Here is a 16,260-nt window from a genome sequence, read left to right as displayed (position 1 = left end):
TCATCTATGAAAAAAGCCACCCAAAAAGACAAAGGTCTGATTATAGATATTTTAACCAAATCATTCGATGCCAATTTCAGTGTGAATTATATCGTTAAGCAGGATAACAAAAGGGAAAAGAGAATCCGGTCATTAATGGATTATTCTTTTGAAGTATGTACTGCTTTTGGTGAGGTGTTTCTTTCCAATGATAATAAAGCATGTGCGCTCATGGTGTATCCGGATAAAAAGAAAAGCTCACTAAAATCAATCTTGTTAGATCTTAGACTCATCTTTCAGGCTGTTGGATTCGGCAATATAAATAAGACTATAAAAAGAGAAAAATTAATCAATAGCATACGACCCGAAATTGCCATGTCTTACTTATGGTTTATTGGGGTTGATCCTGTTGTGCAAAGCAAGGGCATTGGCAGTAACCTGCTTCAGGATATTATTGATTACAGCAACCGTAATAATCGTCCTGTTTATTTAGAAACGTCTATGTCAAAGAATTTGAACTGGTATAAAAAATTCGGATTTGAAATTTACAATGAACAGGATTTGACCTGCCATTTATATTTCTTCCGGAGAGACGTCAGGTAGTCTGACAGATACAGGTATCTTTACTACGACACCTGTATCCAATAATGCACCAGGCCATATACCATACTTAACCCAATCAGGTATAAAATATTCAGCTTGAACCGCTGCATCAATATCAATGAAACAATTACCCATATTAACGCCAGCAGATCCAGTTTGCTGATGATAACACCATTCGGGAATAATACATCTTTCCCCAGATAAAGTGTAAGGTTGAGGATCACCCCCACTACTGCAGCTGTAATTAATCCCAATGTGTTTTCAATCATGGCATTGCCATGTGTTTTTTCAATCAACGGTGCACCGATGAAAATCAGCAGAAAACAGGGCAAAAACGTAAAGTAAGTAGTGGCGAGTAGTCCCACTGTTCCCATCCATAAAGAGCCGCCAAAATGGTTGTATCCTGCCATAAAGCCTACAAAAGATAATACAATGATCAATGGACCCGGTGTTGTTTCCGCCAGGGCAAAGCCGTCGATCATTTGTAGTTTGCTCAGCCAGTTTAATTTGGTAACACTGAATTGTGCTACGTAGGGTAGTACGGTGTAAGAGCCGCCTATCGTAACGAAAGCAGTTTGTGTAAAGAAGAGGCTGAGCTGCTTCCAGAAAGGGAAGTCGCTGAAAAACCAAAAGAATCCGAGAAAAGGGAGCAGCCAGAGTAGCAGACCGGCGCCAAGTAATTGCAACAAAGATGTTGTTTTAAATCCACTGTCGGCCGTTACTGTTTTTTTATTCAGTACATAGGTGTTTTCATCAGCGGTAGCTTCGGCTTCCCGGCGTTTGGGTTGTAATGCTGCCGGCCATATCAGCCTGCTGCCGATGGCGAAAATAATGGTGGCGCCTATGATGGTAATGAGTGAAGTGTTGAAGAAGAAGATACACACAAAAGCAGTGGCGGCTAATAAATAGTGCAACGGACCATGCAATGCTTTTTGCCCTATCTTAAACATCGCCCCGATGATGATGGCTATGACGGCCGGCTTCAAACCTGCAAAAAGGGCGGTAACCCAGGGGATGTTGCCGAATAATACATAAATGATACTTAATGTGAGCAGGATAAACATCGACGGCAACACAAACAATACTCCGGCTGCCAGTCCACCGCGTTTACCATGCAACAGCCAGCCAATGTAAATGGATAATTGTTGTGCCTCAGGTCCCGGCAGGATCATGCAATGATTAAGTGCGTGCAGGAACTTGCTGTTACTGATCCATTTTTTCTTGTCTACCAGGTTATCGTGCATAATGGCGATGTGGCCTGCAGTGCCTCCAAAGCTGATCCATCCTAATTTGAACCAGAATTTCAACGCTTCTTTGAAACCCGGGTGCGGTGTTATCTTTTGTTCTTCCATATAAAATTGAATGCGTTTTTCCTGCGCCACAAAAAAGTATGAACATAGCATGGCCCTGCTGAACACTACTGGTGATCGGCTGTTGGCATCCATGAGATGTATAAAACGTAGGAAATTTCCGGTGATAAAGCCGGTTGAAAAAGATTGTTATTAATGTTATGCAAAGATAAGCTTAAAATGGCTTCTGTGCAAGGTTTTGAACTACTTATTTGTGGTAAAATAAGGTGGTTTTCAGCTCCGGAAAACGAACGGTTGATCTCCGGGTAATGTGTGTTGCTATGCGCTGAAATTTGGGCTGTTTTTGATGAGATTAACGGAACGATTTGCCACTTCCTTTTTTAGGACCTTTTAAAACTGAACACAATCTGTATTACTACCGGACATGTTGTATATTTTCACATGTGTAATCAATTTGCTTTTAATCATTTTGTTGCTGGCATTTTATTGGCGCCAGCCAAAGTGAATAAATAGCATTGTATGTTCAGGAGCTATCTGAAATCAGCCTGGCGGAATCTTTTCAGGCATAAATTATTTTCCGGCCTTAACATTTTTGGGTTGGCCACGGCGATGACGGGTAGCATGCTTATTTTTCTGTGGGTACAGGATGAATTAGGCTACGATCAGTTTAATGCCAATGCGGGCAATATTTACCGGTTGACAGGACAGGTGTCTGGCATCAATGCAGCGGTAGTGCCGGTGCCTATTGCTACTGTTATCAATGAGGGTTTTCCTGCCATTAAACGTGCTTCCCGCATTTCAAGTTTGCAAAGCATGGTCACCATCGGTACCCGGAAATTTGAAGAAAAAAATATCTACTATGCAGATACCAACTTCCTCCGCATATTCAGCTTCCCTATATTGCAGGGTGATCCTGCTACACTGTTAGCCAGCCCTGATGGAGTGGTATTAACGGAAAGCGGTGCCAGGAAGTATTTTGGCAGCGTGGAGCGGGCCATGGGACAAACCATGCATATCGATAACGATTATAAAGGGAACGATTTGCAGGTGACTGGTATCTTAAAAGATATTCCACATAATTCGCACCTGCAGTTTGATATGCTGTTACCTATAGCGTTATACGGCAGAACCATTAACCAGGAGCAGGCATGGGCTAATTTTGATGTGTACACCTATTTCCAGGTGAATGATCATTTTAAAGCCACGCCAGCAGCTTTGGCGTCCTTACAGCAACAGATTATGGATGTGTACCGGAAGAATGATCATTCCGGTACCAAGGGAAAGCTTTTTCTGCAACGCCTGTCGGATATTCACCTGCACTCCAATTATATGCTGGACGTAGCTGGTCAGGGCAATGCTGATTACGTAAAAATTTTCTCGCTGATCGTTATTTTTATTCTGCTGATAGCAGGGATCAATTTTATGAATCTGTCTACCGCCTTGTCCGGGCAACGCGCCAAGGAAGTGGGTTTACGTAAAACGGTTGGTGCGCTTCGTTCACAACTGGTGATACAGTTTTTGGGAGAGGCGCTGTTGTTGTCATTTATTTCCCTGGTGATTGGATTAGCGATGGCCTGGGTATTGTTGCCGTTGTTCAATGATCTGGCAGCCAAAGCTATTACTATTCACCTGTTGAATGTAAAGATGCTGGCAGGTTTTGTTGGCGTAGCCATCGTAGTGGGGCTGCTCTCCGGCAGCTACCCTGCATTATTTCTTTCTTCTTTTAACCCGGTAAAAGTGTTAAAGGGTGTGAAGTTGTTGCATGGGCGCAAAACATTTTTCAGGAATAGTCTGATCATAGTGCAGTTTTCGATTGCAGTGATCCTGATTGTGAGCACCATTGTCGTTTATAAGCAACTGCAGTTTATCCGTACCATGGATATTGGCTATAACAAAGAAAACCTGCTATATGTGCCTATTCCGCGGTTGGGTGATTTGCAGGGTAATCAACAGGCACTGAGAACGGCGATGAGCCAATATCCGGATGTCACAAACTATTCTTTTGTCAGCCACCTGCCCACCGATCTGGCTACCGGTACCAGGTCAGTAGAATGGGAAGGTAAAACTCCCGCCGATGATCGTGTTTTCCCGCAGCTATGGGTAGATGATCAGTTTGTGAACACTTTTGGAATGCACATGAAAGCCGGCAGATTTTTTTCGAAAGCTTTTAAAGGAGATGAGAATAATTATGTAGTGAATGAAGCGGCATTGAAAGTAATGCACCTGGATGTGGCCACTGCAGTGGGAAAAAAAATGGCGATGGATAACAACGCCGGGGTAATTGTGGGCGTTCTGAAAGACTTCAATTTTAAGCCCATACAACAGCCCATTGACGCCCTCATTATCCGGAATGGCAGCGCAGGTAATTTTAACGGAAATACCGGCTATATCGTTATCCGAACTACGCCTGCCAGCATGGAGCACATGCTGGGCACCATGAAAAAAGTTTTTCGGCAGGTATATTCAGGTTTTCCTTTTTCATTTGGATTTGTCAATGAAGATTTATCCAGACTATATATAGCAGAACAGCGCATGGGCAAGTTGTTTAACATCTTCGCCATCCTCTCCGTGATTGTTTCCTGCCTGGGACTTTTTGGTCTGACTACTTTTGCCACCCAAAGACGTATTAAGGAAATAGGTGTGAGAAAGGTGTTGGGAGCCAGCGTGGCGGGTATTGTGGGGATGTTGTCAAAAGATTTTATCCGGTTGGTGGCATTTTCATTGATCATTGCCTTCCCTGTTGCCTGGTGGGTGATGAATAAGTGGCTGCAGAATTTCGCCTTCCATATCAGTATGAAATGGTGGTTTTTTGCTATTGCTGGTGTCATTGCTATTGTCATTTCATTTATAACGGTGAGTTACCAATCTATCCGTGCAGCAACGACCAACCCCGTAAAAAGCTTGCGTTCCGAGTAAATGTTCTGTCCTGTAAATGCAGTGTGCTGGCTGTTTTAGGCTGGCTGTAGATTTTTTATCAAAAAAAATTTGTTTTTATGTGAAACATTTTCCTACATTTGCACTCCGCAATTGAAGCAATGGTAACGCCACAAGGGCAACTGATAATGCAGAGAGCACGGATTAAGAAGGGATTTCGGGGCGTAGCGTAGCCCGGTATCGCGCCTGCTTTGGGAGCAGGAGGTCGCAGGTTCGAATCCTGCCGCCCCGACTTAGCAATTGAAGCCTTACAGTGTAAACTGTAAGGCTTTTTTGTGTGCTACCTGTTAGTCTTTCCATATAATCCCATATCACACCCGAATTAGTTTATCACGTCAAGTCCTCTGAAAATATGTTTTCCTTTTTCCGGATAACGGATGCTTTCATCAATGGCTGTTTTAAAATCTTCCAGCGCATGTATCCCGGAAACATTTGATACAAAGCCAGCGGATGCTGCTGCGATTTTCTTTAGCAGGGGAAGGTCTTCTGGAAGTGGTGGGGTGAAAAAATAACGGTATACATGTGATTGAATCTGGAGTCCTTTCAGTAAAATATCAAAATTATGTAGCTCATATTTTTCCTCACTCATTCCTCCGTTAATAATTAACCGGCTGCCAAAATCGCTGCACCGGATCAGCTCTCCGGTAACCGGTCCTCCCACATTATCGATAATGCCATTCAGCCCTTTGTTGCCGGTAATTTCCAGGATACGCTGGGTTATATTTCCCTGTTCAACCGAAAGGTCTATTACCGCAGTAGCGCCCAGTGACTCCAGTAAGCGGGGCTCTTTTACACGACGTACAATAGCAATAGTATTTACCCCCTGTTGCTTCGCCAATTGGGATACCAATGTGGATACGGCAGAATTGCCAGCGGTCAGCGCCAGCCATTGTCCTGGCTGAACGCCCGATTGTTTGAGCAGGTCCCAGGCTGTAATCAGATTTACAAACTGACTGCTAAGTTCGGCGGGATAATCCGCAGGTAGTGGGATCAACCATGCTGCAGGAACAGCTACATATTCCGCCCAGGTGTTTAAATAGCTGAATGCCACGTGGGCACCTGGTTTTAGGTGTACGGCTTTTCCTGCTTTTTCAATAATGCCGGCACCATGATTACCCGCAATCTGATGAGGGAATACCGGTCTTTTAGGCTCCGGATACAAGTTCTGAATGAATAGAAAATCGCCCGGATTAATAGAGGCCGCCGTTATTCGGATCAGCACTTCATCGTCTTTTATGTCTGGTATGGGTACTTCAGATAATTGGAGCACTGTGTCAGGTGTGCCAATGCGGTCAAATGTTATTGCTTTCATTACTGTGTTTATTTTGAATAACAATATTACCGGTCATTCATTATCTTCGGTATGTCTTATCTGACAATTACTATGCAAAAATGGACATATGCATTTTGTGATTTATTTACCTGCTGGTTTTTACGCGGCTATTGCCTCCAGTGTAGTCGAAATATTGCAGGCTGTGAACATGGTGAATGAATCGGAGGTTTTTACTTTTGAGTTTGTATCCAAACATTCCCAGGCTATTTCACGCTCTGCGATCTCCTTTAACGCCAGAAAAAAGCCTTCTAAAAAAGCAGATGTGCTGATTCTCCTTACCGGGGCCGGAGCACAGGCGGTTCCTGAAACGCTTTTATTGGAAAAAGAAGCCAGACAGGCAGCGCCACTCATTAAAGCCGCACAGCAGCAGGGCGCCATTATTGCCGCTACCTGCGGGGCGCCTTTTCTGTTGGCGGCCAATGGGGTGTTGGATGGAAAACGGGCGACCATCTCCTGGTGGCTGAAAGGAGAAGTACAGCAACGGTTTCCGGCGGTACGTTGGGAGCCTTCCCGAATTATGGTTAAGCAGGACCGTATCTATACCTCCGGCGGAGGGTTTGCAGGATTAGAGTTGATCACTTCCCTGTTAACAGACCTGGGTTATGCAAAAGAATTGAAAAGGGTCAGAAGAATAATGGTACTTCCTCCTGCGCGCGAGTTTCAAAGTCCATATGAAATCCCGGCGACAGAGGTGATTGGCAGTTTTGAAAAACAGCTGACAAAACTGTTAAAAGATAACATGGATACACTGAGCCTCGATTTTTTATCCGGACAGTTGGGCATGTCTTCCAGAACCTTATCGCGCAAATTCCGTGAGGAATTAAATACCAGCCCGGGTAAATGGATCCAGGAAAAGCGAATGGAAATAGCAAAAAAGTTGCTGGGAGAAACGAAGCTTAGTATTTCTGAGATCTGCTACCGGGTGGGATATGAAGACCTGGCATCTTTCTCCCGATTGTTTTCGCATACTACGGGTATGGCGCCGGGAGAGTTCAGAAGGGAGACGGGGAGATGAGCCTACGCTTCTATACCAGACTTCCGGACACTTCGCCAAGAAAGAAAATTATCAAATTCCACGAACATAAAAGGAAAGGCCATTATTAATCGTGCAAATTTCACAATTAAATAATGGCCTTTCTTTCTCAATACCACGCTCATTTTATCATTTGCCACCCCTCCCTCTCCTACACAAGCGTTTGCGCAAGTTTAGTATTTGTGAACTTTGAATAGTAATTGTTTGTATATTTATACTATACTTTGATAAGTAAAGCTAAACAACCTTTTATCACCAAAATCCTTATTTATGAAATTGTTTCACTTAAGACCCAGGTCAATACTGCTGAGTGTACTCGCGGTATTGATGGGATGGAACGTGGCTTTGGGCCAATCGGAAATAACGGGATCTGTGACTGACGGCAGTAATCAGCCAATCATTGGCGCATCAGTATTGGTAAAAGGCACCAAAAAGGGAACCACCACCAATACCCAGGGGCACTTTGCGATTAGCGCTGGCAGCAATGCCACCCTCATCGTGAGTTTCATCGGGTTCACACCCCGGGAGGTAGCGGTTAATAACCAAAACCACCTCACCGTTACCCTTGCTGTGAGAGATGAGGGGCTGAACGAAGTAGTAGTCACTGCTTTGGGTATTAAAAAGGAGAAAAAGGCAGTAGGGTATGCGGTACAGGAAGTAAAAGGAGCGGAACTGGTAAAGGCCAGAGAACCCAATGTGGTCAACTCCCTTGCCGGTAAAGTAGCCGGTTTGCGTATTGCTACTTCCACCGATCTTTTTGGAGATCCCGGCATTTCCCTGCGTGGAAAAAGCACCATCATCGTGGTAGATGGTGTACGCATCAATTCCAACTCCTGGAATTTAAGTGCGGATGATATTGAAAGTTTTTCTGTATTGAAAGGACCTACTGCCGCTGCATTGTACGGCTCTGACGGGATCAATGGCGCTATCCAGATCACCACCAAAAGAGGCTCTAAAAACAAAAGAGGGTATTCCGTGGAGTTTAACTCCAGTACACAGGTACAAACCGGCTTTAACGCCATCCCCGGGCTACAGTCTGAATACGGCCCCGGATCAGACTTCCAGTATGAGTTTGTAGACGGAAGAGGCGGCGGTACCAACGATGCCGATTACGATGTATGGGGGCCCCGTTTTGAAGGACAAATGATTAACCAATGGGATAGCAAAACAGATCCCAATACAGGAAAGCTGATTCCCCTGCCCTGGACTGCAAAAGGCAAAAACAACCTCACGAATTTTTTACAAAACGGATTATTATCTACCAACAACCTGGCTGTTTCTGCCAACAACGACAAAGGAGATATCCGCTTCTCCATGACACAGCTATATCAGAAAGGAATGGTGCCAAACACCAAACTGAATGCGACCAATATTAATTTCTCCGGAAGTTTGAACCTCTCTAAAAAATTAAAGCTCGAAACCAATATCAATTATAACAAGCAGTATACGCCTAATATCCCCAACATTGGTTACCAGCCCGGCAGCCCAATCTACGCTATTATGATATGGGGCGCCGCCAATTACGACATCAACGATTTAAGAGATTACTGGCAGCCCGGTAAAGTAGGTACCCAGCAGAAAAATGTAGAATACTATCAGTATTCCAATCCTTATTTTATTGCCCACGAACAGCTACAGGCATACTATAAAGACGATATCTATGGCTTCATGAAACTAAAGTATAACATCACCGATAACTTTGATGTACACCTGCGTTCTAATATCAGCACCAACTATGTAAATAAGCAAAACCGTTTCCCTATTTCTACCTCACAGTATAACGGCGATGGTGGCTATTTCCAAAAGGGCGGATATAATGAGTCGTTTGGTTATTTCTGGGAAAGTAATACCGATGTACTGGCAACGTATTCAAAAGATATTACCCCTGTTTTCTCTTTTAAAGGATCTGCCGGTGCTAACCTGCTGTACAGAAGAACGAATTACCAATATAGTCACACCAACAACGGTTTGCTGGTGCCACAACTATGGACGGTTCAAAATAGCGTAGATCCTTCTTCTTCTGAAACTGATAAATCATCTTACCAAAGGAAAAGCGTATATGCGTTAGCGGATTTTGATTATAAAAAGATGCTGTTCCTGAGCTTAACCGGTCGCGTTGACCAGGCATCTACCCTGCCAAAGGACCATGGATCTTATTTCTATCCCTCTGTGTCTTTGAGCGCGGTCCTATCTGAGATGATCCACCTGCCTGCTTTTATTTCTTTCGCGAAACTGAGAGCTTCTTATGCTAAAGTAGGCAATGATGGTCTGCCTGCCGATCCGGCATATGGCAGTTATTACAAACTATCGCCCACCTACGCTACGGGCATCAGATGGAATGGTAATCCATCGTTGTATTATGATGGTACCCTGTATGATCCGGGTATTTCACCGGAGTTCAATAAATCCATGGAGTTTGGCGCAGACCTGCGTTTCCTGAAAGGGAGACTGGGCGTCGATCTTACCTATTACAGAAACATTGAAGGTCCGAGTATTTTCTATCTGCCGCTTTCTGCTACCAGTGGTGCTACGTCGCTGCAACGCAATGGACTTACCTACAGTCGTAAAGGCGTAGAGCTGATCCTTACCGGCAGCCCGGTGAGAACGAAAAACTTTGGATGGGATGTTACGGTGAACTGGTCTACCCAACAGCGTTATCTGAAAGAAGTATATGATACCCTGCAATCTTATAATCGGGTGAAAGTGGGCGAAAGAACAGATAAATTATTCCTGACAGATTTCCAGCGTGCTCCCGATGGCGCCGTGGTTTACAGTGCTACAAATGGCCGGCCGCTGAAAAACAGCTATACTACCTTCCAGGGCTATACGAATGAAAGATGGATGGGAAGTATCCAGAATACTTTCCACTATAAAAGTCTGAGTCTGAGCTTTATGTTTGACGGCCGCTATGGCGGTAAACTGGTGAACTATGTAAGCCAGAAACAATGGCAGGCGGGCGCCGCTCCGGCATCTGCCAATGAATACCGTTTGGCCGACTGGAACAATCGTAATACCGCAGGCTATACCGGAACTTATGTAGGTGATGGGGTAAATATTACTGCCGGATCTCTAGTGGTAGATGGAGACGGTAATATGGTGTCCGATTCCAGGAAATTCCAGACCAATGCAACCAAAGTGAAATGGGAGTCCTTCGCCAAAGGCTATTATGGAAGTGAAGTACCTAACCTGATCGACAAATCCTTCATGAAACTCAGAGAACTAACGATATCCTATAGTGTACCGCAAAGCATACTGGCAGGACAAAAATTCTTTAATGCAGCTTCGTTAACATTGGTAGGCCGCAACCTGTGGTACCTGACTAAGGATAAAAATGCACACAACATTGATCTGGATCAGTGGACATCAGGGAGTACCAACCTGGAAACGCCTTCTGTGAAAAGTTTTGGTGTGAATGTTAATCTCACTTTCTAAGCTCTAAAACAAAAAAGATGAAACGTCTATATATAAAATGGATGCTGGCAGTAGTAGCTGCTTCTTTACTGGTAACGGGCTGCAGAAAAATTGAAGACCTGCAGAAAAATCCCAACGTATCTGATCAGGCGTCACCTAAGTTGCTGTTAACCGGTATTGAATACGATATGTATGATAATGCCTGGTCTGACTATTCTTATGCACATCGGATGGCGCAGGTTTTTGTACTCAACTTTGACTACTACGGTAATCAGTCGTACGCCTGGGGAGCCGCAGACTATAACTTATACACTACGCTTCGAAACGTAGGCCGGCTGGAAATTGAAGCTGGTAAACAAGGTGCTAATTTAGTAACTGCCAACTACAGGGCTATCGCCAAATTCATGCGGGCATGGGCTTATAGCCGTATGACTTCCCGCATGGGCGATATCCCGCTGAGTGATGCCATGAACGCGTCCGAGGGCGTGTACTATCCTAAATACGACAAGCAAAAGGATGTATTTAAGCAGTGCCTGGTATGGCTGGATGATGCCAATACACTACTGGATAGTATTGCTAAAGTAAACCCCGCCACCGCTGTGGACGGAGATATCTTCTATGGCGGCGACCTTTCCAGATGGAGAAAAGCAGTAAATGCTTTGTCACTCAGAATACTGATTGCCCTGAGTAAAAAAGAAGGAGATACCGAGCTCGATATCAAAGGCCGGTTTAACGCCATCATTAGCAACCCGGCAAAGTATCCGCTGATGGTAGATAACCACGATAACCTGCAGATGACTTATAACGGTACTGATAAGAGCAATAATTTTCCGCTTTTCCCCACCGGTGGAACGTTTTATGTGACGAGGGCGCCATTATGCGCTACGTGGTTAGACTTACTTACCGCTGTAAAGGACGCCAGGGTGTTTAAAATCGCTCAACCGGCCTCCGGACTGGCAGATGATCCACTGAATCCTTTTGCCCGCTATAAAGGCGCTAAAACGGGCGATATCCAGAGCGTGGTACAAGATCAGACAAACCAGGGAAAGTATGCCAGTCTTAACCAGGCATACTGGCTGAAAGATGCCAACGGAATCCCTTGTATTCAGTTAAGTGTCAGTGAGCAATTGTTCAACATCGCAGAAGGAATTAACCGGGGCTGGGCCACCGGCGACGCCGCTGCGAGCTATAAAAAGGCGATTGAGCTGTCGACAGAATTTTACGGCACTGCCCAGGACCCAACTTTCTGGATACAACCGGCAGTGGCTTATAAAGGAAATAATGCGGCAGGGCTGCAACAGATTCTTACGCAAAAATACGTGGCCTTTTTCAACAACTCAGGGTACGAAGCCTACTTTAACTATCGCAGAACAGGTGTGCCGGTATTTAATATCGGTCCTTCCAACGAAAACGGTGGCCTGATTCCGGTACGTTTCTCTTATCCGCAATCAGAATATACCAATAACAGCCAGAACGTACAGGCGGCGGTACAGAGTCAGTTTGGAGGCGCTGATACCCGTAATGATGTGATGTGGTTGCTCAAATAGTTTTTTAATTAAAGGAGCTGGCCGCTTATGGTGGCTCCTTTAATACTTCTATAACATAAAATTAAATCAGTGATGAGTAGTATTTCAACGCAGGCTTTTTCGGCAAATGGTATTCAGTATACACCAGCTGCAAAGCCTATTGTAGTAATCTGTATGGATGGTTCGGCAGACGAATACCTGGACACCACCATGGCATTTGATCGTATGCCTAATCTGAAGAAAATGGCGTTGGCCGGTTACCGTGGTATGGTACGCGGTGCATTACCTTCTTTTACCAATGTAAACAACTCCTCTATTGTAACAGGCGTTACTCCCGCAGTGCATGGTATCAGTGGTAACTTTTTTTACGATGCGGCCAAAGACCAGGAAGTGATGATGAACTCTGCAGAATACCTGAGAGCAGAAACTTTGCTGGCGGCAGCTGCCAATGCAGGAAGAAAAGTAGCGGTGGTTACTGCCAAAGAAAAACTGAGAGATATTCTTTCTCACAAAATGACAGGAATTGCTATCTCCGCTGAAAAGGCTAACCAGGCAAAGAAAGAAACGCATGGTGTAGATGGTGTGGAAGCACTGGTAGGACATACGACTCCCGCTATTTACAGCGCGGATGCCAGTTTGTTTGTACTGCGTGCAGGCGTTGCGTTTATAGAGCATGGCCTGGCTGATTTCCTGTACCTGTCGCTCACCGATTACATGCAGCATACGTATGCACCTGATGCGGCCGCATCACTGGATTTCTATGAAGCAATGGATGCTGAAATAGGCAAACTGCTGAAACTGGGTGCGATTGTGGGAGCCACTGCAGATCACGGCATGAATGCAAAAGTAAAAGCAGACGGTAGCCCCAATGTATTGTTTGTAGAAGATATGCTGGAATCGAAGTTCGGAGAAAATGGTTTCCGTGTTATCTGCCCGATTACTGATCCTTATGTAAAACACCATGGCGCCCTGGGATCTTATGTGGTAGTACACGTAAACGATAAATCCAAAATCAACGAAATAAAGAACTGGCTGGCTATTCAACCTGGTATTACCGAAGTGTACGACAGAGAAACAGCCGTGCATGTATTGGAACAACCGGCAGACCGCATCGGTGATCTCGTGGTGTTATCAGGAAGAGATGTGGTAGTGGGTCGTCGCCCACAGTACCATGACCTTTCTGCATTGGATGGTACTTTACGCTCCCACGGCGGACGTTATGAAGAAATGGTGCCTATGGTTGTTTCCCACCCACTGAATGAAAAGTATAAAATGAAAGCAGCTGGAGACCCCAGAAATTTCGACATTTTTGATTTCACCGTGAACGGAACCAGTAACTAACACCATCCACTTGCTACTTAAATAAAACGGAGGAAGGCATCGTGACACCATGCAGGTTGACCATGCCAATTATTAAAGCAAATAACTACTTATTATGAGCGAACCTCTCATTCCGATATCCAAAAAAGTCAGCAGCCAAAACAGCACATCTGTTATTAAGCTACCATGCTACGTTGCAGGAAAAGCTATTGAATCAGAAAAAGTATTAGAAGTCCGCAGCCCTTATGATAATCGTTTAGTCGGAACCGTTACACTGGCCAATGCAGCCCACGCAGAGGAGGCTATTGAAACGGCATTGAAAGGCGGACAAAAACTATCCAGATACGAGCGTTACGTGATCCTGGAGAAAACCAGGCAGCTGCTCACCGAGCGGAAAGAAGAATTTGCGCAGGTCATCAGCGCAGAATCCGGTCTGGCTATCCGGGAAGCCCGCTACGAAACAGGTAGGGCACATGATGTGTTGATGTTTGCAGCCATTGAAGCGTTGAAAGATGATGGGCAGATATTCTCTTGTGATATTTCACCGAGCGGTAAGGCACGTAAGATTTTTACACTACGGGAACCCTTGTCATTGGCGGTTTGTATCACGCCGTTTAATCACCCGCTGAACCAGGTGATCCATAAAATAGCCCCGGCTATTGCAGTAGGTACCCCGGTGATTCTGAAACCATCAGAAAAAACACCGCTTACCGCTGTAAAGCTGGTAGAACTGCTGTATGAAGCAGGACTGCCGCATTACATGCTGAGCGTGCTCCTGGGGCCTACGCGGGAAATAGCAGAGTCGCTGGTGAAAGACAGCCGCGTGGAAATAGTATCCTTTACCGGCAGCGTGGCAGTAGGTAAACATATTGCCGCCACCGCAGGATATAAAAAAGTGATTCTGGAATTGGGTGGTAATGATCCACTGATTGTGATGGAAGATGCAGACCTCGATAAAGCCGTATTCCTGGCTGCTGAAGGGGCATTCCGTAATAGTGGCCAGCGGTGTACTGCCGTGAAAAGAATACTGGTACATGAGAAGATAAAAGATGCTTTCGTAGAAAAATTTGTAGCCAAAGCAAAAGAATATACCAGTGGTGATCCGGCAGATGACAACACCAAAGTAGGTACTGTGATTGATGAAGCTGCCGCCATTTACCTGGAAACAGTAGTGAAGAAATCGGTGGAACAAGGTGCCAAAGTATTGCTGGATGGAAAACGGAAAGGCGCCTTGCTGGGGCCTACTGTGATCGTTGATGTACCCAGGAATGCAGAGATGGTAGTGCAGGAATCATTTGGCCCGTTAGCGCCGATACTTACTTTCAAAGATATCGACGATGCGATTGCCTTAAGTAACTCTACCGCCTACGGATTATCCAGCGGTATCGTTACCAATAACATGGAGTATGCGCTTCGCTTCGTAAAAGAATTAAAAGTAGGAACAGTGAACATTAATGAAGTACCTGGCTACCGTATTGAAAGCTCGCCTTTCGGAGGTATCAAGGATTCCGGGTTGGGCGTGAAAGAAGGCGTGATAGAAGCAATGAAATGTTTCACCTATGTGAAAACATTTTCAATGCCCTGGTAACTACTTAAAGAATAAATCGATTCGTTTACATAAAAGACGCTCCAGGATTATTTCCTTGCGGAGCTTTTTAGAACTGCCTGGCGTAACAACTGGTTGTGCCGAGACTCAATGCCATCTGTAAAAATTTGTAAAAATAATTTCGATGAAATCAAAAACGAGTGTATTGACCAACCAACTTAACAGTTCGAAATCATTTTTCATTGCATGGTCTATGATAGCGGCCTTTGGTGCCTACTTCTGCATGTATGCCTTCCGAAAGCCTTTTACAGCGGGTACTTACCTGGGACACCATTTCCTGGAAATGGATTACAAGGCCATACTTATTGTGGCGCAGGCATTGGGGTACATGACTTCTAAATTTATTGGCATTAAAATTATCTCAGAGCTGAAACCTAAAAATCGGCAGAAGCTAATTATAAGTTTGATTCTTTTTGCAGAGGTAAGTCTGTTATTATTTGGAGCGGTACCTGCTCCGTACAATTTCATTTTTCTTTTTTTTAATGGACTGCCGCTGGGAATGGTGTGGGGCATTGTTTTTAATTACCTGGAAGGCCGCCGTTTTACGGAAGTATTGGGCATGGGATTGAGTATTAGTCTGATTGTATCATCCGGCATCTTAAAAACTATTTACTTCGTGATCCATGGGTGGTTACCGGGCGTATCAGAAATGTGGCTGCCTTGTTTAATCGGCCTCTTTTTTCTGCCGCTATTCCTTTTCTTCTCCTGGATGTTGGCCACTATTCCTCCTCCTACGGAAACGGATAAACTATTACGTGTGGAAAGAGTACCGATGACAAAGGAAGATAAAAAATGGGTGTTGAAAGAAGTAGGTGGTGGTGTATTGTGTTTTGTGTTGATGTATACTTTTTTAGCTACCATGCGCGATTTTCGCGATAATTTCTCGGTAGAAATATGGAACGAAATACAACCTTCCTGGGATAAATCGGTGTTTTCACAAACAGAGATGATCAGCGGTTTAGTGGTATTGATTTCAGTAGGTTGTTTGTCGCTGATACGGAATAACATCAAAGGATTTTGGGCTACGCAATGGCTGATTTGCTTTGGGGTATTGCTTTGTGGTGGTAGCACATTGCTTTTTCAACTCCATCAGTTAACACCATTCTGGTGGATGCTGCTCACCGGCATGGGTTTATTTTTGGCCTACATTCCTATACAGGTGGCGGTTTTTGAACGAATGATTGCCTTATTTAAGTTAAAAGCCA

General features: G+C 44.6%; 10 protein-coding genes and 1 tRNA gene. 9 read left to right on the top strand and 2 right to left on the bottom strand.

What is annotated here, in order from left to right:
• Positions 1-582 (top strand): GNAT family N-acetyltransferase (locus VIP81_RS24880; RefSeq protein WP_331967688.1); only part of this gene is annotated, 582 nt, incomplete at its 5' end.
• Between the two features lie 23 nt (positions 583-605).
• Here the strand turns inward: VIP81_RS24880 and chrA are convergent.
• Positions 606-1,934, bottom strand: coding sequence for a chromate efflux transporter (chrA, locus tag VIP81_RS24875; RefSeq protein ID WP_331967686.1), 1,329 nt, complete (start codon positions 1,932-1,934; stop codon positions 606-608).
• Positions 1,935-2,411: 477 nt separating this feature from the next.
• On the opposite strand from chrA, the gene VIP81_RS24870 reads away from it, so the two are divergent.
• Entirely contained in the window at positions 2,412-4,808 is a 2,397-nt protein-coding gene (locus VIP81_RS24870) for an ABC transporter permease (protein ID WP_331967684.1), read from the top strand.
• A gap of 176 nt (positions 4,809-4,984) precedes the next feature.
• Positions 4,985-5,058 (top strand) — tRNA-Pro (locus VIP81_RS24865).
• 90 nt (positions 5,059-5,148) lie between these two features.
• Here the strand turns inward: VIP81_RS24865 and VIP81_RS24860 are convergent.
• Positions 5,149-6,138 carry a quinone oxidoreductase family protein gene (locus VIP81_RS24860; RefSeq protein WP_331967683.1) on the bottom strand — a complete coding sequence of 330 codons (990 nt, stop codon included), beginning with the start codon at positions 6,136-6,138 and terminating at the stop codon, positions 5,149-5,151.
• 88 nt (positions 6,139-6,226) lie between these two features.
• Between VIP81_RS24860 and VIP81_RS24855 the strand changes: the two genes are divergently transcribed.
• From VIP81_RS24855 to VIP81_RS24830, 6 genes are all read left to right on the top strand, one after another.
• Entirely contained in the window at positions 6,227-7,174 is a 948-nt protein-coding gene (locus VIP81_RS24855; protein ID WP_331967682.1) for a GlxA family transcriptional regulator, read from the top strand.
• A gap of 288 nt (positions 7,175-7,462) precedes the next feature.
• On the top strand, positions 7,463-10,624 hold the full coding sequence (locus tag VIP81_RS24850) for a SusC/RagA family TonB-linked outer membrane protein (protein ID WP_331967680.1): 3,162 nt from the start codon (positions 7,463-7,465) through the stop codon (positions 10,622-10,624).
• Positions 10,625-10,641: 17 nt separating this feature from the next.
• Positions 10,642-12,150 carry a SusD/RagB family nutrient-binding outer membrane lipoprotein gene (locus VIP81_RS24845; protein ID WP_331967678.1) on the top strand — a complete coding sequence of 503 codons (1,509 nt, stop codon included), beginning with the start codon at positions 10,642-10,644 and terminating at the stop codon, positions 12,148-12,150.
• A gap of 72 nt (positions 12,151-12,222) precedes the next feature.
• Positions 12,223-13,470, top strand: coding sequence for a phosphonoacetate hydrolase (gene phnA, locus VIP81_RS24840; protein WP_331967676.1), 1,248 nt, complete (start codon positions 12,223-12,225; stop codon positions 13,468-13,470).
• Positions 13,471-13,564: 94 nt separating this feature from the next.
• Positions 13,565-15,037 (top strand): phosphonoacetaldehyde dehydrogenase, encoded by a 1,473-nt coding sequence (gene phnY, locus VIP81_RS24835; RefSeq protein WP_331967674.1) that lies wholly within the window; start codon positions 13,565-13,567, stop codon positions 15,035-15,037.
• 142 nt (positions 15,038-15,179) lie between these two features.
• Positions 15,180-16,260: DUF5690 family protein (locus VIP81_RS24830; RefSeq protein WP_331967672.1), on the top strand; the 1,081-nt coding region annotated here is incomplete at its 3' end.

The sequence above is a fragment of the Chitinophaga sp. genome (assembly GCF_036566945.1).
In the GTDB taxonomy this organism is placed as follows: Bacteria; Bacteroidota; Bacteroidia; order Chitinophagales; family Chitinophagaceae; genus Chitinophaga.
The sequence above is the reverse complement of the archived record's forward strand: the minus strand, read 5'-3'. Positions and strand labels throughout refer to the sequence as shown.

Bases quoted from the DNA above. Each gene is read 5' to 3' on its own strand.
- chrA (WP_331967686.1), bottom strand. From the start codon at position 1,934: ATGGAAGAACAAAAGATAACACCGCACCCGGGTTTCAAAGAAGCGTTG.
- VIP81_RS24860 (WP_331967683.1), bottom strand. From the start codon at position 6,138: ATGAAAGCAATAACATTTGACCGCATTGGCACACCTGACACAGTGCTC.
- VIP81_RS24850 (WP_331967680.1), top strand. From the start codon at position 7,463: ATGAAATTGTTTCACTTAAGACCCAGGTCAATACTGCTGAGTGTACTC.
- phnA (WP_331967676.1), top strand. From the start codon at position 12,223: ATGAGTAGTATTTCAACGCAGGCTTTTTCGGCAAATGGTATTCAGTAT.
- VIP81_RS24870 (WP_331967684.1), top strand. From the start codon at position 2,412: ATGTTCAGGAGCTATCTGAAATCAGCCTGGCGGAATCTTTTCAGGCAT.
- VIP81_RS24855 (WP_331967682.1), top strand. From the start codon at position 6,227: ATGCATTTTGTGATTTATTTACCTGCTGGTTTTTACGCGGCTATTGCC.
- phnY (WP_331967674.1), top strand. From the start codon at position 13,565: ATGAGCGAACCTCTCATTCCGATATCCAAAAAAGTCAGCAGCCAAAAC.
- VIP81_RS24845 (WP_331967678.1), top strand. From the start codon at position 10,642: ATGAAACGTCTATATATAAAATGGATGCTGGCAGTAGTAGCTGCTTCT.